This window comes from Methylobacter sp. (genome assembly GCF_036845245.1).
In the GTDB taxonomy this organism is placed as follows: domain Bacteria; phylum Pseudomonadota; class Gammaproteobacteria; order Methylococcales; family Methylomonadaceae; genus Methylobacter_A.
The window spans coordinates 53,180-71,852 of sequence record NZ_DAIUEH010000029.1; the positions used below are offsets into that span (position 1 = coordinate 53,180).

Annotated in this window: 17 protein-coding genes and 1 pseudogene; 9 read left to right on the top strand and 9 right to left on the bottom strand. The window is 46.8% G+C overall.

The features are described 5' to 3' along the window. Window positions 1–43: 43 nt before the first annotated feature. Both V7051_RS13940 and V7051_RS13945 read right to left on the bottom strand, forming a co-directional pair. Complete coding sequence (locus V7051_RS13940) at window positions 44–1,468, bottom strand: PIN-like domain-containing protein (protein WP_333875767.1); 1,425 nt, start codon at window positions 1,466–1,468, stop codon at window positions 44–46. Between the two features lie 309 nt (window positions 1,469–1,777). After that, the gene (locus V7051_RS13945) at window positions 1,778–2,386 is read right to left on the bottom strand and encodes a cold shock domain-containing protein (protein ID WP_333875768.1); all 609 of its coding nucleotides are present in this window, start codon (window positions 2,384–2,386) and stop codon (window positions 1,778–1,780) included. 1,200 nt (window positions 2,387–3,586) lie between these two features. Between V7051_RS13945 and V7051_RS13950 the strand changes: the two genes are divergently transcribed. From V7051_RS13950 to V7051_RS24685, 9 genes and pseudogenes are all read left to right on the top strand, one after another. After that, entirely contained in the window at window positions 3,587–4,456 is an 870-nt protein-coding gene (locus V7051_RS13950) for a branched-chain amino acid ABC transporter permease (protein WP_333875770.1), read from the top strand. Beyond that, on the top strand, window positions 4,453–5,322 hold the full coding sequence (locus V7051_RS13955; RefSeq protein ID WP_333875772.1) for a branched-chain amino acid ABC transporter permease: 870 nt from the start codon (window positions 4,453–4,455) through the stop codon (window positions 5,320–5,322). The genes V7051_RS13950 and V7051_RS13955 overlap by 4 nt, the downstream gene beginning before the upstream one ends. Next, a complete protein-coding gene (locus tag V7051_RS13960) occupies window positions 5,319–6,137 on the top strand; it encodes an ABC transporter ATP-binding protein (RefSeq protein WP_333875774.1) in 819 nt (272 codons plus the stop codon). Before V7051_RS13955 ends, V7051_RS13960 begins: the two co-directional genes overlap by 4 nt. Beyond that, the gene (locus tag V7051_RS13965) at window positions 6,125–6,724 is read left to right on the top strand and encodes an ATP-binding cassette domain-containing protein (RefSeq protein WP_333875776.1); all 600 of its coding nucleotides are present in this window, start codon (window positions 6,125–6,127) and stop codon (window positions 6,722–6,724) included. The genes V7051_RS13960 and V7051_RS13965 overlap by 13 nt, the downstream gene beginning before the upstream one ends. Before the next feature lie 17 nt (window positions 6,725–6,741). Next, window positions 6,742–7,854, top strand: a complete 1,113-nt coding sequence (locus tag V7051_RS13970; RefSeq protein WP_333875777.1) for an ABC transporter substrate-binding protein — start codon at window positions 6,742–6,744, stop codon at window positions 7,852–7,854. Between the two features lie 107 nt (window positions 7,855–7,961). Then, window positions 7,962–8,741, top strand: a complete 780-nt coding sequence (locus V7051_RS13975) for a class I SAM-dependent methyltransferase (protein ID WP_333875779.1) — start codon at window positions 7,962–7,964, stop codon at window positions 8,739–8,741. A 33-nt stretch (window positions 8,742–8,774) separates the two neighbouring features. Beyond that, the gene (locus V7051_RS13980; protein WP_333875781.1) at window positions 8,775–10,193 is read left to right on the top strand and encodes a hypothetical protein; all 1,419 of its coding nucleotides are present in this window, start codon (window positions 8,775–8,777) and stop codon (window positions 10,191–10,193) included. Further along, a complete protein-coding gene (locus V7051_RS13985; protein WP_333875784.1) occupies window positions 10,183–11,295 on the top strand; it encodes a hypothetical protein in 1,113 nt (370 codons plus the stop codon). Before V7051_RS13980 ends, V7051_RS13985 begins: the two co-directional genes overlap by 11 nt. A 599-nt stretch (window positions 11,296–11,894) precedes the next feature. Beyond that, a pseudogene (locus V7051_RS24685) lies at window positions 11,895–13,021 on the top strand (sigma 54-interacting transcriptional regulator); the annotation flags it as partial. Between the two features lie 566 nt (window positions 13,022–13,587). Here V7051_RS24685 and V7051_RS13995 read toward each other — a convergent pair. The 7 genes from V7051_RS13995 to V7051_RS14025 form a co-directional block, all read right to left on the bottom strand. Beyond that, window positions 13,588–13,860 carry a hypothetical protein gene (locus V7051_RS13995; RefSeq protein ID WP_333875786.1) on the bottom strand — a complete coding sequence of 91 codons (273 nt, stop codon included), beginning with the start codon at window positions 13,858–13,860 and terminating at the stop codon, window positions 13,588–13,590. A gap of 90 nt (window positions 13,861–13,950) precedes the next feature. Continuing rightward, window positions 13,951–14,151: a hypothetical protein gene (locus V7051_RS14000; protein ID WP_333875788.1), complete on the bottom strand. Its 201-nt coding sequence runs from the start codon at window positions 14,149–14,151 to the stop codon at window positions 13,951–13,953. Next, on the bottom strand, window positions 14,144–15,649 hold the full coding sequence (locus V7051_RS14005) for a ThiF family adenylyltransferase (protein ID WP_333875790.1): 1,506 nt from the start codon (window positions 15,647–15,649) through the stop codon (window positions 14,144–14,146). The genes V7051_RS14000 and V7051_RS14005 overlap by 8 nt, the downstream gene beginning before the upstream one ends. Before the next feature lie 10 nt (window positions 15,650–15,659). Continuing rightward, window positions 15,660–16,127, bottom strand: a complete 468-nt coding sequence (locus V7051_RS14010; protein WP_333875792.1) for a hypothetical protein — start codon at window positions 16,125–16,127, stop codon at window positions 15,660–15,662. A gap of 17 nt (window positions 16,128–16,144) precedes the next feature. Further along, window positions 16,145–17,353 carry a DUF4407 domain-containing protein gene (locus tag V7051_RS14015; RefSeq protein ID WP_333875794.1) on the bottom strand — a complete coding sequence of 403 codons (1,209 nt, stop codon included), beginning with the start codon at window positions 17,351–17,353 and terminating at the stop codon, window positions 16,145–16,147. Between the two features lie 5 nt (window positions 17,354–17,358). Further along, window positions 17,359–17,784 carry a hypothetical protein gene (locus V7051_RS14020; protein ID WP_333875795.1) on the bottom strand — a complete coding sequence of 142 codons (426 nt, stop codon included), beginning with the start codon at window positions 17,782–17,784 and terminating at the stop codon, window positions 17,359–17,361. Next, a complete protein-coding gene (locus V7051_RS14025) occupies window positions 17,771–18,205 on the bottom strand; it encodes a hypothetical protein (protein ID WP_333875797.1) in 435 nt (144 codons plus the stop codon). The genes V7051_RS14020 and V7051_RS14025 overlap by 14 nt, the downstream gene beginning before the upstream one ends. Between the last annotated feature and the right edge of the window lie 468 nt (window positions 18,206–18,673).

Below are 18,673 nucleotides of genomic sequence, written 5' to 3' on the forward strand. Positions count from 1 at the left end.
CGGGTTGGGCGGCATGCCTGATGGAAATTAAGTAGTTTTAATCCTAGCCAGGCATCAGAGTGGCATCACGAAAGAACTTTGATTTTGGAATATGTAATTCCACCGTGAAGCTTTTTTCCGTCCTAACGGTACTGACAGATACCCCTTCCTTTGACATGAGGTCATGTACATCCTGTAACCCTAATCCGCGAAATGGGGATGAGACTACTTGCCCGGACTCAACCTGCGGTATGGGAGTGTTCGGCGATACCTTGTTCTTGAACCGTAGCAGAATCGTATCCTCTCTATCCTTGGCTTGAGCGCCGATGTATTCGTGAACGCCATGTTCGATTGCGTTACTGAATATCTCGCACAAACAGCGAAATAAATTTGCACGATCAAGTCGCACAGGAGGAAGGTTGTGAACAGATCGTCCAATTCCAACCCTCAACTTCAGTATGTTCGAGGCAGCCAACTTAATGCATTCCGGTACGAAGATGTATCCCTCCTCTGCCACGACTCGGCTCTGCCTAGTTTTCTCGATAAGATTCTTAGCTTGAGTTATTGAGGAGTCCTTAACGTTAGCTTTAAGGCGTGATTTTGCGTGCTTGAGGAAGCTGGCAGTGTCATACATATAGAAAGTCTGAACACAAGGCGCCTCAGTGTAGATTTCGTTCAAAAGTTCCTTTCGTGGCCCGAGCTTCTTGCCTCTCTTTTCAAGCCACCAGTCTTCTTTGATGTCTCCCGTGACAAGGACAACGCTAGTAATTTCGTCTGCCTTGGCCTTTCTTACTATTTCTTTCCAGAGGATTAAATCGCCATACTTTCTAATTAGCTCTTTGTCCTCAACCGTATAGGAGCCTTGTTTTGATTTATCCTTGTAGCCTGGGGGGACGTTGTTTTCGTAACGCTTTTCTCCAGCCTTGTAGATTTCCTCTAGCTCCTTGCGATCGAAGCCTTCACCGACCTTATCGGCGAATATTTCAAGGACAACGTCTTTTATCTGATCTCGATCATTAACATCAGACTGCTTGCTTTCCAAAACAGAGAGTTCGCTTAAGAAGGCTTCAATCAAAGATTTGCCTTCTGCGATTTTGGCTGGTGTGATGAATTTGTCCGGATCAATGAGCGAGTGTCGCTGTTTTAGCTTGAGCTTTCCCAGATCGTCAGCCAGTTTCTCGAATACTTCGTCGTACTGATTGCTCGCTTCTTCAAGAAGACTTCTCACTGTATTGAACTTGTTCTTTTGATCGCTTATTGCCTCGTGACGATTGTTTAAGAACTCAACGATCACTTGAAAACCAATCCAGATTCGTTGGCGCAGTTGATCATCTCGCAGTACACCAATTAAGTCGTTACTCGCGGACTCAGGAAGGCGATACAGATCCAGCAGTACGTTCGAGTCAAAGACAAAGAGCCCATTCTCCCAAATCGAATTGAAATCAATGTCGTCGGGGTCTCGGTGAACTCTGAGCAGAACTTCTAGCATCGTGACGGTAATCCTTGCGTTGTTTTTTCGAATTTTGCTGGTATCAATTGCGCTTAGAAGGAGCTTCTATGATGATGCCCAACAAGGAATTAAATAGTTAACTGTATATCTACCTAAAAATGATTTTCGACACGATAATTTATTGATCTGCATTTAATTTTCCTTTCTGTATATCATCGGCGACGGCATCAATGACTGGTAACGGTCAAGTCGCTGTCATTGAGTCACTTCGGATGACAGACCGCAACGGGTCGAACTGCGTCACTCATTTATGAACAAGCCCCACCTTAGGTAACTTTTATTAAAAAGTTAGAACTGGCTTTCACAGGGATCACCATCATTGTCGCCATCCATTTTTGTGCCTGGACAATTGCGCAAATAAAATAGCGCTTCATCATAAGAAGTCATTTCCGAACAATACACCTTGCCTTGGCATTGAAACGCTTCAGCCAATTTGGGTGGTTCGGCTATTTTTGCTATTTCTGACTTAGAGCTATCTGGATAGGATTTCTGAGAGATTATTCTGCTATAGGTTGCAAACACAATCATTATGATCAGCATTATTGGAATAATTTTACTTCCTCTTTTTGCGCGTGTTGATCGAGTGGTTCTGTGTACATACGTATTACGTATCTGATGATTTGCCCTTTCAGGTCTTGCTTTTCTAGCTATTGGGACCAAAGCCAGTGCTTGAGGTACGCCTTCGATTTTGGCGTTGATCGCACGAGTTTTGCCATTATCACCGAAGCCAGTTTCATAGTGGATAATATCACCAACTATAGGTGCCCGGCTCATGCTCTTTAATGCCGAAATATGAATAAAAATATCAGCGTTGTCATTATCAGGCTTTATGAAACCAAACCCTTTGTCTTCATTCCAGCGAACCAATTTACCTTTTGTATTATTTTCTATAGCCACTGATTAGCCTGTATTACAAAATCTATGATATTTAATTTATGGGCGCTTAACTAAAGCTAGAGTATGGGTTGGGGGGCGTCATAGGTCAAGTGTATAAACATAGTGATGGCGCCGATTGGAATTTGGTCAGACGTATCGATTGTTAATTGACCATTCCTATCAGCCATAACTATCTGGACTAACGATGGTTTTCTGTCTGCTGTGCTGGTCAGTCAATTTTCGGCATAAGACTTTGAAAATAGTAAAATTTCAACCGGTGTCAACATCTTTATAATTCAAAGAGTGTGTTTCATTAACCTTTATTACACCCTCGTGGAATAATCCACGACACACTCGGCTTATCATGTTTCGCATAATCAGCCACTGGAATTTTCTCACCAGTAATGGCTTCAATTTCATCAATTGTCACCAAATAACGATCCAGGTTTTTCTGGGTAGCCTCTGTGTGTTGGCGCCGATTGAAAATTGACCAGGGAGAATTGCTGTATAGCGTACTCTACAGCATTGGAAAAGCAAAGAATGACTAGAAACAGATTGCCCCATTGCTGGCTATATCACCCGCCACGATTTGCCAATAATTGAAACGGAATATTGGCCAGCTGGACTATCGACCGAAACAAGCACAGAATTAGAGCGGATAATCGCAGATCAGAGGCTACTAAAGTCCTGAAAATGACTGAAGAAGTGATTGGAAGAATTCTTCTGGACTGTAGTCTGGAGCCAGTCTCGGGGGGGATAAAAGTCAATCAAGGCACCGTTATCGGTCATGAGTGTATTTATCAATTGTTTGGATAGACAAACGTTATGGTGGCCTGTGTTGTATAAGCATGTAAAAAGTATCCAATTTTGCCATTTTCAACGTTACTTTTTCCATTAATTAAACTTAGAAATAGCTTTAGAACAATAAGATAGCAATGATTCGTGGTAAAAATTTGACGTTTTTAATTGAGAAAACTGGGAAGCTTTCAACGCTCTTTGATACTTCTGCTGGAAAGCGCAAAAGCAACAGTGAAGTGTAGACAATTAGCAAGATCTCGTAGTGTGGTTCTGCGAAAGCATACCGCCGATACCCGCAGGCTAAGGTGGATTGCTTGGCGGCTAATAAGCCTTACATCTTTCTGGATGTGGTATGGTTATTGCCTCGTATCGACATAACAACTACTTGTGCTGACAACATTAGATAACCGAATCTCGTAATCCATGCAAATATTTCTTAACGGCTTACTTCAAGGCATACTCTTCGGTGCCATCGGCGTGGCATTTGCGCTGGTGTACCGTACCACGAAGGTGTTTCACCTCGCTCTTGGGGGTATCGGCGCACTGGCACCATATCTGGTGATCACAACAATTGCAGTCGGTCTGCCCGCTTGGATGGCGGCGGTACTCGCCGTTTTTACGGCGGTTTGTTTGGGGGTGTTGATAGACGAGAGCATTCATTGGCCGTTCTCGCGTAAAAGGGCACCGGCTGAGGTTCATCTAATTGCTTCGCTGGGTGCTTATATTGTAATTGTCCAATGCATCGCGCTCACCTGGGGCAACGAGACTCAAGTGTTGCGGATTGGTGTGGATCAAACCTGGACAGTATTCGAGGTCACGCTGGCACAGGCTCAAGTACTGGGGCCCGTGCTTACTCTTTTGGCGACAGTAGCGCTTTTCATCTGGCTGAATGGTGCCAATCGCGGGCTGGAACTTAGGGCCTTAGCTGACAATCCGATTTTGGTGTCGCTGCTCGGACGCAATGTGCGTGTCCTTCGCCGCTGGGTTTTCGGTCTAAGTGCTGCGCTCGCATCGATAGCCGCACTTGCTGTTGCATGGGACGTTGGCTTCGACCCGCATATTGGCCTCAAAGCAGTACTGCTTGGTATGGTTGCGATGATTATCGGCGGCACGGGCAGCTTCATCGGCCCATTTTTGGGAGGCGTACTGCTCGGTGTATTGCGTGCCGAAGTGGTATGGTTCGGCTCCGCCCGCTGGGAGGAAGCAGTCACGTTCACGCTTCTAGGATTGTTCTTGTTTTTCCGGCCGCAAGGCATATTTGCACGCAAGGTAAGGCTTGAGGAGGGCGCATGAACTACCTCTATCACCTCATCATCTATTTCGAAATATACGCCATCGTCGCAATGTCGCTCAATCTACTGATTGGCTACGGCGGCCTATTGCAAGTGGCGCATGCTGCTTATTACGGCATCGGAGCTTATACCGCAGCGTTGTTGTGGACCAAACTCGGCTGGGGATTCTTTCCGGGATTGGCGGTTGGAGCATTTGCGGCGGGCGTACTGAGCCTCCTCGTTTCGCTTCCGGCTTGGCGTTTTAAGGGCGACTATTTCGTGATGATCAGCATTGCGGTGCAGACCCTTATTTATGCCACGCTGTATAATTGGACTGATCTGACCAATGGCCCTTTCGGTATTTCCGGAATTGCCCGTCCTGTTATGGCTGGTTACAGTTTTGTAACTACAGGCTCCATAACTGTGCTCTACGGGGTACTCGCGACGGGGTTGGGCATGGTCATGGCGCTGCTCAAATGGTCGCCGTTCGGTAGAGCTCTGCAAGCGATGCGCGACGACGAACTTGCCGCGTACTCAATTGGCATCCCTGTCAATTGGCTCAAACTTCAAGCCTTCGCGCTCGCCTCGGCCATGGTCGGTATTGCCGGCGGACTTTACGCTTCCTACGTCAGCTACATAGATCCCACCTCGTTCTCGCTCGACGAATCCATCCTCATGCTCAGCATGGTCGTCATTGGCGGAACCGGCAATGTGCGTGGGCCACTCACGGGAGCGGCAGTGCTGATCCTGTTGCCCGAGGCGCTTCGCTTTCTGCAATTACCGGATGCCGTGGCAGCCAATGTGCGCCTCTTGGCATACGGCTTGCTGTTAATTCTGATGATGCACCTGCGACCGCAGGGTTTAGCGGGAACGTACCGATACCAATGATGACACAAATTTGCGCAGTATTAGAAAGAGCAAGCGACATCCCAGCGACACAATCGTGCCAAGAGACGTTGTTGCCACGCGTCCGGTTGAAAGCGGAGGGGCTTTCCATCGCCTTTGGCGGGCAGCAGGTGCTGTGCGGTGCGAATCTTGATCTCACTGGCGGACAGATTGCATTGCTGCGCGGCCCTAATGGTTGCGGCAAGACTACCCTGCTCAACGTACTTTCCGGCTTCCTCAAACCAGATACAGGTACAGCCAGTCTAGAATTCAATGGCACACGGGTGGACATCCTCAATGAAACGCCGGATCGGCTCGCGCGCCTCGGTCTGGCGCGATTGTGGCAGGACATCCGATTGTTTTCCACCATGACCGTACTGGAAAACGTCCTCGCCGCCTCGCCGCACGCTATCGGCATCAACCCGGCGCTCGCGCTTTTCGCTCTGGGCAAAGTCAAACAACAAGAGCGCGAATTCCGCTCGCAGGCGCTCGCTTGGCTCGATATGCTTGGCATGGCGGACCGTGCCGACTCCTCCGGCGATCAGCTTTCTGTGGGACAATCCAAGCGTGTTGCCATTGCCCGCCTGTTGCAGACCGGCTCCAAAGTGATGTTACTTGATGAACCCTTAGCAGGCCTTGATCACGACTCAGCCGCAAAACTCGTTGAAGACCTCAACCGCTTGGCCAACGCGACGCACCGTGCCATGCTCATCGTAGAACATAACCATGATGCCATTACCCCGGTGTGTGATCTTCGCTATACTCTCAATGAAGGAGCGCTGATACGCGAGGAGTTGGAGCTAAAATGGGTCTGCTGAATTTTGAATGGATAAGGGGACAAAAGCGCGAGTCAGGCGGTACGCCGCTGCTGCAAATCGAACACGTCTGTGTGCGAATTGGACAACGGCTTGTGCTTGATGATGTCAGCCTGGATGTTTTCGAAGGCGAGCAAGTGCGTATCACCGGCCCAAACGGAGCGGGCAAAAGCACTCTGTTCAATGCAATTACCGGAGTATTGCCGCTAAACGAGGGTCGGATTCTATTCAGGGGGGAAGATATTTCAAAGCTACCTACCCACGAACGCACTGCACGAGGTATACGTTATATGCGGCAGCGGGACAATGTATTCCCCTCACTCACGGTGCGGGAGAACCTGCAACTTGCAGTTGGGAGAGAGGGCTATGAACGCTTCCGTGAAAAATTTCCCGAGTGGGCTAAAGACATTTCAGCCAATCAATCATCCGGTATGCTAAGCGGCGGGCAAAAACAAAAATTGGCATGGGGCATGGTTGTGTTGTCGTCCGGTAATATTATTCTCGCTGACGAGCCTTCTGCCGGCGTGGCTGCCGACGCAAACATTATGTCGCAATCTTTGCCTACTGCCATATTTATAGAACACGACTAAAATTATTGGAGTTTTTGATGAATCGATTGAAAAAAAGTTTTTTGGTTGCGATGTTTGTCGCGTTAGCTCTTGGGGGGTGTAATGAGAAACAAGAATCTGATACCTCTGTTAAAAAAGTCGCGGTGATTGCGCCAATGACAGGACCGGCATCGGTTTATGGCGAATGGATTCAGCATGGAACAGAGATGGCCACTATAGATGGTGCAACCGCAGTGAAATTTGATCTTCTGGATTCTATGGGCGAACCTAAAACTGCGGCCACTTTAGCGCAAAAGGTATTAGCTGATGACAGTACAATTGCTCTTTGGGTTGTCACTTCTGGCGATATGATGGCACTACGCGACGTAGCAACGCAATCTGGGCTGCCTTTAATTACTTCAACAGCAACTTCACCGGATATAACAGATGGACGCAAGGGTATCTTTCGTACCATTATAAATTCTGCTCAAGAAACAGAAGCCTTGGTGAAGTACACAACTGAAAAATTAAAGCCTAAGAAAGTGGCTATTTTGTATATAAATGACGCGGGTGGTAAGGCGTCATCAATGCAATTTACTCATTTTTTTGAGCAAAATAAGATTGTGGTTGTTTATACAGATAGTTATGAAAAAAAAGCACTTGATATCCGTACCTTGGCAGCCAAAACACTTGCCAAAAAACCGGATGCCGTCGTAATAACAGGTTACTCATCTGCTCTAGGCGCAGTATTGCAAAGCATACGTGAGCAATCACCGAATATCCCTATTCTGTGCAATCAAGGGTTAGAGTCTCCCGAAAATTTATCCCTGCCCCCTCAAGTGCTAACAGAAGTGTACTACTCCATTGCATACGTAGATAGTACGATTATCCCGGAACACTTTGGCAATGGTTTTAATGAACGTTATGGAAAGTCGCCAGGACTTTATGAAATAACGGCGTACGACACCGCAACGCTTATTTCTCAAGCCGTTGCTGGCGGTGCCGAAAATCGCGAATTGCTGGTTGACGCATTGAGCCGTTCCGATTTCAAGGGGGTAAATGGCGATTATCGCTTTAGTTCAAAAGGAAATGTAATAAAAAGTGTCGCAATAAATCATATTGTAGGCGGGAAAATATCCCTCGCTGAACTCTACAAACCGGCAGGTGAATAAATAAACAGGAAAGGTTACATAACATGATTTACTCATTCTCCCATTGTGCGAACCGATATGAGGCCAGTAGGCAACGCGACAAATGCCCTGCGGAGGAATTAATAGACTTGATTGCTGAGAAAAGCGTCAAGTTAAACTCGGTGGCCGATTTCGGCGCAGGCACTGGATTCTGGTTACAAACCATGCAACGGCGAGGCCATGCCAATGGTAAGCTCTTTGCCATTGACGTATCCAAAGAGATGCTCGTCATTGCAAAGAATGCCGTTCCGAACGTCGTGTGTATAGAAGGCGGGGTGGATGAGCTTGCAGGCGTTAATCTTGATGGAGTTGATTGTATCTTTCTTTGCATGGTTGCCCATCTTTTGGATTTTCCCCAGAGTATGGCAAAATTAACCAAGATTGCTGCAAGAAGTGGGGTGCGTCATATAGTTGTGGTTGAGGAGGTGTCTTTTTTTTACTACGCATTGACTGGGAATCCGCATTACTTAGAGCTCCTTCCTGAGGCGATTCAAAACGTGTTAGTGATTTACCAGGGCAACCGTGACAGGGAGGCTAAACCATCTCTCTCCAATGAGCGTTCTGGTCCATACCCTATTCCAGTGATGGATTTGTCAACATGGAAAGCCTTTGGTTTAACCTTGACAAGTTATAGTTTTGAAGTACCGCCTGATTTAGGGTGGTCGTGGGAGCTTAGCCCATCAGATATTGTAGAAGAGATTCGAAATAGGGCTTATTCAATGTGTTTCATACACAGTCCCGATGAAGCGGGTCGAATTGCAGATGCCATAAAGAGCGACCTTGGTCAACAAGGCAGCTACACGCAGAAGGTTGAGCTTCCCTTCTGGTTTCATCTTCACGTTTTTGAGGTTGGCCGCATTCATAGTTGAATGCAGGCAGAGCAATAATCTGATGGGTAATGAATGAGTCGAGCAACTGAATCTGAGCTAGCACTATTGAAACTCATTTCTTCAAGCATAATCCATATAGTTGGGGATAATGACATCTTGTTTGTTGCTCCCTATCTTGTTGAGTACGAAGATGGGAAGATGGCGAAATTACGAATGCCAGCCCTTGATCACCCATTTAATTGTTTCATGGGTGACGGTGACGATAAAGCTCACAATGAAACTCTTTGGAAAAAGTTTCATGAGGAGGGGAGAATGGACAAGAGCTCATCTATTTGGACACATATTCTTGAAAGCGACACTGATACCAATTTGAGTGATATAGGTATATTGGATAAGAGCTTAGATTTAGACCAATTAAAAACCATCGGTGAAGAGTTTCGTCCCCTAAGAAAAAATAATGTAACAACATGCACCGCCATTGTTTCTGAGGTCAAGCAGTCTTCCAAACATATAATTGCAGTTATATCGGTAGTTCTTGGGCCGCTTGTCGACGTAACTCCGGTGAAAGATAAAATAAAGAACTATCTTACCTTTCTGCAGAGCGGCAGTTACTTGAACCTACAAAAGGAATTGGCAATCGCTAAGGCATCTGTCAGGGATTGGCATGCTTTTCGGAATTTAGAAAACATCAACCATATTTCCGAAAATGATTATTATTTCAATTCTTTCATTATAAAAGCACCCAAACCATTCGTGAAGGATTTTGGTAATGGCGACCTTAACCAAGCCAATAGGCCGATTAGTCATAGCGGACGCCCCTCATTAAAAGATTTATCCCAAACTAATTCTGAGTGCGGACGAATAAAACGCGTAATTAAAGATCGCATTAATGCGGTGTTTCAAGATTCATTTACTAACTTTTCTATAACTGTTAACGCTGGCGAATATGATTATCTTTGGTTCAACGCGTTAGCATTAGCCGACACGTTTGCCAATGCAATTTCGGCATATAACAGTCTATCGCCCGAGCTCGACACTAAAGCCAATGTGGAGCGGATGTTCTTATCGAAGACCACTCCTGGTAAACATAGTTTTGTAAATTGCATTGTTGACATAAAACAATCTGAAGCAGGAATTGACGCATTCATATCAATTCATGAAAACGGTCTCGTCGGTAATGAGTTGAGAATTGACACGAGAGGAAATCATCTAAGTTCAATCGCTAAGTGTGCAACACTGTCTGGAGCAGATTCACTATATGCACAATGGGTTGATATGGCCACTGGCCAGTTGGTTTGTGAAAGAGTCTTATCCAGTTCAGAAGATACATGGGGAGTGGGAGGAAAAATATCTGAGCGTATAAATGGAAACAACGTTCCGAAAAACCTACCTAAAGGCTTGACTGGTTTTTTCTTTCAGATACAAGGTAAGCTCAATTGTGGTTTTGGGATTGTAGATTGTTGTGAGGGGGATCTAGGCAATGGTGGATAAGTTATTTCTAATTGACAACAATAAGAGTCGTGCTGATGCCCTTGAAAAAATTCTTGTGGAAATTAGCAGCTTAGTAATAAAAAAGACAATGGGTGATTGGGCAACAGAAAAAAATTTGGAGGGGGCGATAATAAGTCAATGCCCGGAAGGCGGGAAGATAAATTGGCTGGTGGCTCATGACCGCAACGTCAGAAATATTGATGTTGAAAAGTATTTTGCTCATGTTCTTACATATAGTGCAATCCCGACCGCTGCGAATATATTACGCCTTGAAGCAGGTAACGAATATGAGGTTGATGTTTGGCAGGAATACTTAAACTCAAAATCAAGTACCCTAGATGTTTTTTATAAGCCTCAACTGAAAGAAACGTTGGTCGCCGCTTATTTACTGTTGGTAGCTAATGAGAAAAATAGTGTGCCACTGGATTGTATGACAGGTAAACAATGGGGCGAGGCTTGCGAACAATATAAGGAGATCGGCGGAGAAAATGACGCAGACTGGAGCAATGCTTCAGAATGGGATAACGATAAAATCGCGAAGGTTAAGATAAAAATCAGAGATTTGTTTTCACAAGTGGCTTCCTCAGCGATGATATTGACTCCGTGGAACATTGCCTGTGACGCAAACACTCTTCGTGGCCAGCTCAAGCATTCCTGGCTTGAAAACGAAGTTCTTTATATTTCCATAGAAACCGTTATCAACCTTTGGCAGCAAAGTAGAGCTGATCTGGCGACCAGATATGCCATGCGCGTGCAAGATCTTTCCCGTTTGGTGGATAGTTTGGCCGATGGTTTCAGCCCGGCGCAATTGGTGGATACGCTCAAGCCTTTTGGTGGTTTGACTGCGGAAATGAAATCCGCGATCCAGGACACAGTACACGCGGCTTATCTCGAAAGCTCCGGCATTCTCGCATTGCAAGTGTCGCTTGAGGCTGCTGCGATGGGCATGGAAGCAGCGCTGCAAAAATTGTCTCGCGTATGGGCGCTGGCCCAGCCTGAAAATGAAAGTAAAGTGAGAACGGCGTGGAAAGGTGTGCGCGAAAAAGCCAGCGCGCTAGTTATGGAACTGGAACGTTTGCCTAAGGGGGGGATGTTGCCATGAAACCAATACGCATACTCATCATAGACGACCAATACGCGCGCTACGATGACCTGAGCTATGATTTACTTTCCAAAACTGAAATTGCTGAGAGTGGGTCGAGTCAACCTGCTGCCAATGGTATTGAGGCCTTCTTCTGCTCCGGCCAACGAGTGGATGGCAATGTAGTAACGAATGATTATGGGGTGATTGCCGAAGCCGTGAAGCAAGGCTGGGGCGCGGACGCCGCCTGGCAATGGAATCTTGTTCTGCTGGACGTACGCTTTGATTCTGGGGTATTAGAAGCGGATAGACCCAAAGGCCGATCAGAGGATGATAAGTTCGGATTGATCGTGCGCAAACAGCTCCGGGGTGGTTTCCCGGATTTGCCAGTGGTCATGTTTTCCGGCAAGCACGAATCTAAGATCATTGAGTCAAATGATTCACAAGAGCCTTATCTTTCTAAGGATGGCATCAACGAGCGAGAGCTGATGCGCGTCCTTCTGGATTGTGGAAAGCTTGATATAGATCAAGCGCGGAAATTACTTGGTGTGGGTGATGATATTGCTTTTGCCTCGAAAGAAATGATCAATGTTTATCGCCTTGCGCGTGTGTATGCCGAGAGCGACCAGCCGATCTTGATTTTAGGTGAAACCGGATCGGGGAAGGAAAATTTGGCGAAATACCTCCATCACATGTCTTCACGTAGCATACCCCGTTACGAGGCATTCAACACGGCGACGATACCAGAAGGGATAGCCGAGTCGATACTTTTCGGTACATTGCCTGGTACAGGCGCCAATACGCGAGATGTTAAGGGATACTTCGAGCTAGCTACTGGGGGACGCTGTTTCTTGACGAAATCGGCGATATGGCCTTGCCGCTTCAGTCAAAGATTTTACGGGCAATACAGGAAAAAGTTGTGCGTCGTTTGGGTGGAGAGAAGGATATTAAAGTAGATGTGCGCATCATAAGCGCAACACATCGTAATTTGCCCGAGCGTATCGATGAGGGGGAGTTTCGTGAAGACTTATATCATCGCATCAGTGGTGCGACCATTAGCGTGCCACCATTGCGTGACCGTCGCACCGACATTGTCCCTTTAACGGAGTTTTTCTTGACAAGAGAGATGACAACTCGCGGCAAGAGAGGTATCTGCTTTTCAGAAAATGCTATGCTCAAACTCAACAAATACGATTTTCCGGGCAATGTCCGCGAATTGGAGAAAATTGTCAGTAGTTTGGTAGTTAGAATTGGCAACAATCAGGTAATCGGCGCGGATAAAATTATTCTTCCAACGCCAAAGGGTTCTGGGCAGCAACACGTAACGCGAGAAGAGGTGCATCCAGAGCTTTCCATAAATACCTCCCTCTCTGACAAAACAAATGCAACTCCGCTGTCCTTGCCGGTGTCAGTTAATCTTTCAAACTTGCATGAAATCATCGCCACACTGACCGTCGAGAAGAACGACCCCGCACTAGATGGAATCAAGCCCCGCTTGGAAAACGCGGTACAGGCTTTACTGCAGCGATGCGTCGGTGCGGCACTGGAGCGCTACAAAAGGCCGGGCGGGAAGTATGAACTCAGGCCTGCTATGCGGCTTTTGACTGGCAACATAACACTGAAAGGCCCGCGCGTGATTCGGGAGTTAGATAAAATACTTAACAGACAACAGAAGACGACAACGGTGCAACAGGATGAGCTGGTAACTTTGGTTGAATCGTGGAAAAGTCCAAAAAATAAGGAGTAGAGGTCTATCTCGGCACTATAAATTTTTTGTGATCAAAAAACATTTTCCATTTACTTATCGGGTCGGTTTTATTTTATGGATGCCTTACTGCACTTGAGCTGATGGCGCAGGGATGCACCAGACGCTGATTAGTAATGAACAAAGTGGCTGATGTGCGCTTTTCTGTCTGGAAGTAAATTGGGCACAAGCTAAGGTCGGTATTCAAGAATCTAAAGGTGGCGTCAATCTCGGCAAGCATCGTGGGTTGTTCACAATTGTTCTTCTGACCAGTTTGAATATTGGTTCTTAGGCGTAGACATCACCGCACTGGCCTTTTTTTACTTTGAGGTTCACGTTACCATTCAATGCGGATGGCTTTATCGACAAGTACATCAAGGCGAAGGCATGAACCCCATGAATGTCGTTGTGAGAAACATATACTGCTTGTAGACATAACCACCGCTTACCTCGTGCAAGCGGAGGAAGCAGGATTTTGGGAAAGTTGCTCAGTCAAGAACCAGAAAGCGCCTTTTGTAAATTGTCTTATGGGGCGACCCACCCACAAGGCGTCCTGATTCTAGAGAATATTAGCGATTTCTTCCGGGTTCGCGAACCCTGGCTATCTGCGTCGTGGTTGTGCCGTCGCTGTCGCGGACCAGATAGCCATCGGCGGGGGTGCGGCGTGTCAGGGCAAACAGCTCATCTTTGGTGTTTTCTATGGCATCACCAATGAACACGACCCCAGAATTGGGATTGCGGCGATTACTGTAAATACGGTCGCCAAGGTGGTCTGGATCAATCTGGCGTTCACGCCCTAAGCGTATTGGAACCAGATACAGTAGTGATTTAAAAAATCCCATGATTTATCTCCTAAAACGTGATCGTGAATACTCGCGGTGAAATTGTACCACCCGACTCACACATCGGTCTGGTGGTACAATTTATACTTTTTATCCTCCTTTGTTGATCGCCGAAAGGTTGGTTTCGAAACCGTGTGGCACGTCAACCCGAGCGAAATCTGCCTTGGGAATCAGCGTTCCGTCGTAGCTCGTTATTGAGTTTACGTCCTTAGGAACGATGTCTATGATTTTGGCGTTAGGACTGACTTCGCGGTACTCGCCGTCAATCATAATGGGTTTTGGCTTAGCCATGATGCACCTCCTGGGTGTGTGGTTTGGAAAAAAGGTTGATTGGAACTTGCTTCAGGAACGGCCTCGGTCGAGGTAATGGCTCAACATCGGCGGCACCAGCGTAATAGCTGCACACGGGGCACTCTGGGTCTGGTGTTTCGGGAAAGTTATCCCTATCCGCACGTTGAAATACACCGTTTCTCCAGCTTTCTAAGATTGTGGTTGCAGTAGCACGCCAGCCACATACGTAATTAAGCAACTCTTGTACTAATAATGATGAAGCTCTCTGGTTTACAAAATAGACGCTTGGCGAAGTTACTTGTGGCTGATCCATGACATAGCCTGCGGCGCGGCGTGAACGCGCGGTAGCTTCGTCAGCGGACGCATCGCGAACTTGTTCCTTGTCGTAAAGTTTAAACCCTGTACATTCCGTGCAGGCGGTCACGCCGGGCAGCACTGCAAAATAGCGACTCCGGAAATCTGTGGTATCCACGCACCCCGTAATTGCCACCCCTGAATCAAAGTAAGGGATGCTGTATTGTAGACTCAGCCGATTGAGAAAAAAACGTGCCTCGTCATTATCCAATCCGGCCACGATGATATCGTTGAACGCAATCGCCTGCTCGATGCGTTCAGCGTAAATCGACCGGGCATACGCCTTTACCCGCATGTGGGGAAACATGCGCCGCATCCGTTCAGCCAACAGATCAGCCTTAAATTTGCCCACATCCCCCGGCATGCCTCCTTGCCAACGATTGAGATTGGACAACTCCAGCTTGTCGTCGTCAAACAGGTCTACCTCGCCGAATCCGGCACGACCCAAATCTTCGGCCAATATGCTGCCCAGACCGCCGCAGCCGACCAACGCCACATTAATGTCGGTCAGTAGATCTTGCTTATCAGCAGGAATGAAATCAACTTGACGGTTGAACATCTCTTTGTTCATTTGTTGCAATTCCTTCCTGCTGGTATTCAGGTGCCCGAAGTGTCCGCCTATAAGATTTATCGTGTTCACCGGTTGAAAGGGGCTGCTTTCTCGACTATCGATCAACCGAGCATCGCATGCCTTTTGCGCCAGAACAATCGAAAGGTTGTAAATTGCGCGAGCCTGACCGATATGCGGGTGCTTAACTAGCATGGGTTCGAAAGATCGCCTTAAATATTGGTCAAATTCCAGGTCATCGCGATCATCTGCGTTGGAAAACCGAGTATGAGCATCGAACCAGTGATCATGCACATTCACCAGGCAGTTAAACGATGATGCGGCGAATTTTACTAACATTCCATTCAGTACTTCAGGCGCAAGCCTCACATTGCCTGCTGATTGACTGATGAAGCAGTCAGGGGCGAAGAACAGCACTGGCGCATTATGTGGAATCACTACCCTGATGCTGCCTGTGGGGGAGTGCACCACGCGTGCCCACACATAGCTGAGTGATTCAAAGCGTTTTCCAGGTGCAAGGTGGTGAGTATTTATGCGCTCCATTAATGTTGCGCTCATATTGATGGTAATTTTCATGACAATTTACCTATTTATTAAGTTCGGCGAAAAAGCTTCCTATGAATTTCCGTATGTTGTCGCCCCGTGCTGGACTATCCCCTTTGAACTTCCAAGAGTTAGAGCCATAGTGGTAGCATATCCACGTATACCCCATAATCCCTTCAGCATCGTGGTGGGCGTTGTTACGGAAAGCGTTGAATTTTGTTTCAAGCTGCGCCATCAAGGCAGCATTGGCTTTGTTCAAAATATATAGACCTATAGGCGGTACAGCCGGATATTTATCTAACAATAATAGTACGTCGACATAATCTGGCTGGTAGCCATCAGGAAGCGGAAGGTTCTGTATAACTAAATATTCGCCAGTGGGACCAAGTTGTACTCGGCGGCGTTCGCCATTGAGTGGCGTATCAAACCCATCGAGAAAGCTCTGGATGTTGGCCACTTCCCATTTTAGTAGATCTCGTGTTCGTTGGGATACGCTGTTTGTGCTTATCATAGTTGTGTCCTCATCTATTATGGTCTTGGGGGCTGTCCACCGACTACTCTTAAATTACCACGGGGTCGATTGCGACGGATGTTATCGACACTCCTGGCATATTCAGCAGAGACTTCAGCAGCTTCTCGTTTGGTGCGGGCAATTAAGCGCACGGTATAGACTGAGGCATGGTTAAAAACTATCTTCACCAACAGAAACATCAATTCCAAGGTCATCAACACCGTCGTCATAAGTCTATTAAACTCAGTAGCCGCATAGCCGTGTTCAGTGGAGTTTTTGATGGCCTGAAGGGCCTCATATCTCAGTAATGGGTCGCTTTTTTCAGGTACCCAACGGGAATCCCTTGTTTTAGCTTCGTCTAATTTGCTTGCTTGTTCGTCAAAAGACTTATTGGCAGCCTTCATATCGGAACGTATTTTGTCAATGCGTGGAGTAAGGGCGTCGTCGATACGAGCATGAGCCTGCTGTTCCTCGGAAACGGTTGCAGCAAGGGTGCGTTCGGCTTCATCTTCTTGGCGCTTAGCCTCCTTATAGAAAGGCCCTGGACCTTTTTTGTATCCCGGCAGGTCACCTTTATCCTGGCGATCTGCTTCGATCCTGGCGGCAGAAGCCCTACTTTGTGCTGCATTTCTTGCTGCGATACTGGTCTGGAGACTCGTGTTCAATGTTTCGCGTTCCGCCTGTAAAGCGGTCAGTTCCATCTCGAGTGGAGTAATCGTGCGTTTTTTCAGTTCCTCCTTGTACTTGACGTAATCCGCTTCGAGCGGGACAAGTTTTTCCACTCGCTTTTCCTGCAGGTAATTGTCGATGGTGGCACTGTATAGCCACAGCGTCACTCCCACCGCCGTCGCCTGAGCTAAGATAAAGGAAACACCCACACGCAGTACCAGTTTCCCCCACCACTTCAGTTCGTAAGGTTCGTTGCGTAGAATGCCCGCCAGTTCCCAATCCGATGCTCCTACGGCTTGATCGAAGCCAAAAATTAAAGCGCCAACTAGCAAACCAAGCGGCATTGCTCCATAAATTGGCAAGAAACTCGCCCAAAAGGCCGTCCATGCCAGCACTGCGATAATTCCAACCAGTAGCAACATGATTGCATGCCCCACCATGCCCCTTCTATCAAGCATATTAGATTGATTCATTAAATCTGGATCGCTCTGGGTCACCATACAGGAGAATATCTCGATGGAGCTCAGTGGACGGTGTTTTACGTTGTTCTCTTCCATTTTATTCACTCCCAGTTGATGGTTAAGTAGGATAATTCTTCTGGATAAAGACCAACATCCAGCAGTTTCGGTGTAACGGACAGCTTAGTTGTGTGCTGGATGTCATCAGCGCCAATGGCGATCAAACAGAACTTCTCAGATTCAATGCCGTCTATTTCAACATGTATGCCACCTATCAATGGCACGTCAAATTGTTGATCTCGATCAATTGCGATTACATGCGCACTCACCGCGCCGCTTATTCTCCACGAAAACTGGACTTCATCGCCGACATAGCCTGTTTGATCTTTTTGCTCAACCTCAATGTTTACAGGTGGAGCTTCAACTGGAATTTGGCGTTCGATACGTATAGTTGCTTCTTCGGCAAAAAACGCGTGCCGACTACGGGCCGTAATCGAAATCTTTAAATTCCCTAGATTATGCGGAGTCACTCGCACTACACCTTTCCAGCTCACATCGTAATGTGAAGAACGCTCCCCATCCTGTATAATCATCGAGAATGGCGCATTGATCCATAGCACCAAAACTGATAACTCGAGGAATAATTGCCCGTGGCTCGATAACGATATTGGCTGATTGTTCATCTGCCTGCAGCTCGATATTTAGTTCCTCTGCATCTACTACTTGAATCCGTTTTTCTCCCACAGCAGGAACTGCGAAGCGCCCCATCCCAGGAATCGACAGTACCCCCATATCCACGCCGCCATCGCCCAGATTCCAACGCACCGTAACCACTTGCCCAATTATTGGTCGAAGGTTATCGGCGGTCAGGCTCAGAGCGACAATGCCCGCACCTATCCGACCAGCATCCGCAAAGCGTCGCAGATCATCCATGGCAACATCGGAAATCATATTGCCTCCCGTGAGTTGGTTTTTCTCATAGTCGCTTCATCCTGCGTAATGGACGTGATTACCTTGTTAAACTTACTTCGAGAGAAGAAACTCCTACGGTTCTTGTATTATGTAATAAGCATGAGCCGTGCCACATAACAGAAATGAGAGAAAACAAGCGTCTATTAGTAAACGAGGTTATTTTTATTAATAGAGCGCAAAAGGAAACATGATCAAAAGTATCATTTCTGATACTTTTGATCATGTTTCCTACGTATATCTTCTGGAAGTTTTTTTAATGTTAATTTTTACAGTTACTAATACAGACGAAATCCCCAAAAACTATTGCTTTCAACAGAGATCGAGATTGCAGCCATATATCAAGTCTCTTGATAGAGATATATGTAATGGTCAACTAAAACTGGACACTTTCTTAAGTGCGTGTTTTAAAAGTCAGTCACAAAGTCGTCCGAGCATTAAATTTATCAT

Excerpts from the sequence above, each read along its gene's own strand:
- V7051_RS13960 (WP_333875774.1), top strand. The coding sequence starts at position 5,319 with ATGATGACACAAATTTGCGCAGTATTAGAAAGAGCAAGCGACATCCCA.
- V7051_RS13955 (WP_333875772.1), top strand. The coding sequence starts at position 4,453 with ATGAACTACCTCTATCACCTCATCATCTATTTCGAAATATACGCCATC.
- V7051_RS13950 (WP_333875770.1), top strand. The coding sequence starts at position 3,587 with ATGCAAATATTTCTTAACGGCTTACTTCAAGGCATACTCTTCGGTGCC.
- V7051_RS13965 (WP_333875776.1), top strand. The coding sequence starts at position 6,125 with ATGGGTCTGCTGAATTTTGAATGGATAAGGGGACAAAAGCGCGAGTCA.
- V7051_RS13940 (WP_333875767.1), bottom strand. The coding sequence starts at position 1,468 with ATGCTAGAAGTTCTGCTCAGAGTTCACCGAGACCCCGACGACATTGAT.
- V7051_RS13970 (WP_333875777.1), top strand. The coding sequence starts at position 6,742 with ATGAATCGATTGAAAAAAAGTTTTTTGGTTGCGATGTTTGTCGCGTTA.
- V7051_RS14005 (WP_333875790.1), bottom strand. The coding sequence starts at position 15,649 with ATGAAAATTACCATCAATATGAGCGCAACATTAATGGAGCGCATAAAT.
- V7051_RS13995 (WP_333875786.1), bottom strand. The coding sequence starts at position 13,860 with ATGGGATTTTTTAAATCACTACTGTATCTGGTTCCAATACGCTTAGGG.
- V7051_RS14010 (WP_333875792.1), bottom strand. The coding sequence starts at position 16,127 with ATGATAAGCACAAACAGCGTATCCCAACGAACACGAGATCTACTAAAA.
- V7051_RS14025 (WP_333875797.1), bottom strand. The coding sequence starts at position 18,205 with ATGATTTCCGATGTTGCCATGGATGATCTGCGACGCTTTGCGGATGCT.
- V7051_RS14000 (WP_333875788.1), bottom strand. The coding sequence starts at position 14,151 with ATGGCTAAGCCAAAACCCATTATGATTGACGGCGAGTACCGCGAAGTC.
- V7051_RS13985 (WP_333875784.1), top strand. The coding sequence starts at position 10,183 with ATGGTGGATAAGTTATTTCTAATTGACAACAATAAGAGTCGTGCTGAT.
- V7051_RS14015 (WP_333875794.1), bottom strand. The coding sequence starts at position 17,353 with ATGGAAGAGAACAACGTAAAACACCGTCCACTGAGCTCCATCGAGATA.
- V7051_RS13980 (WP_333875781.1), top strand. The coding sequence starts at position 8,775 with ATGAGTCGAGCAACTGAATCTGAGCTAGCACTATTGAAACTCATTTCT.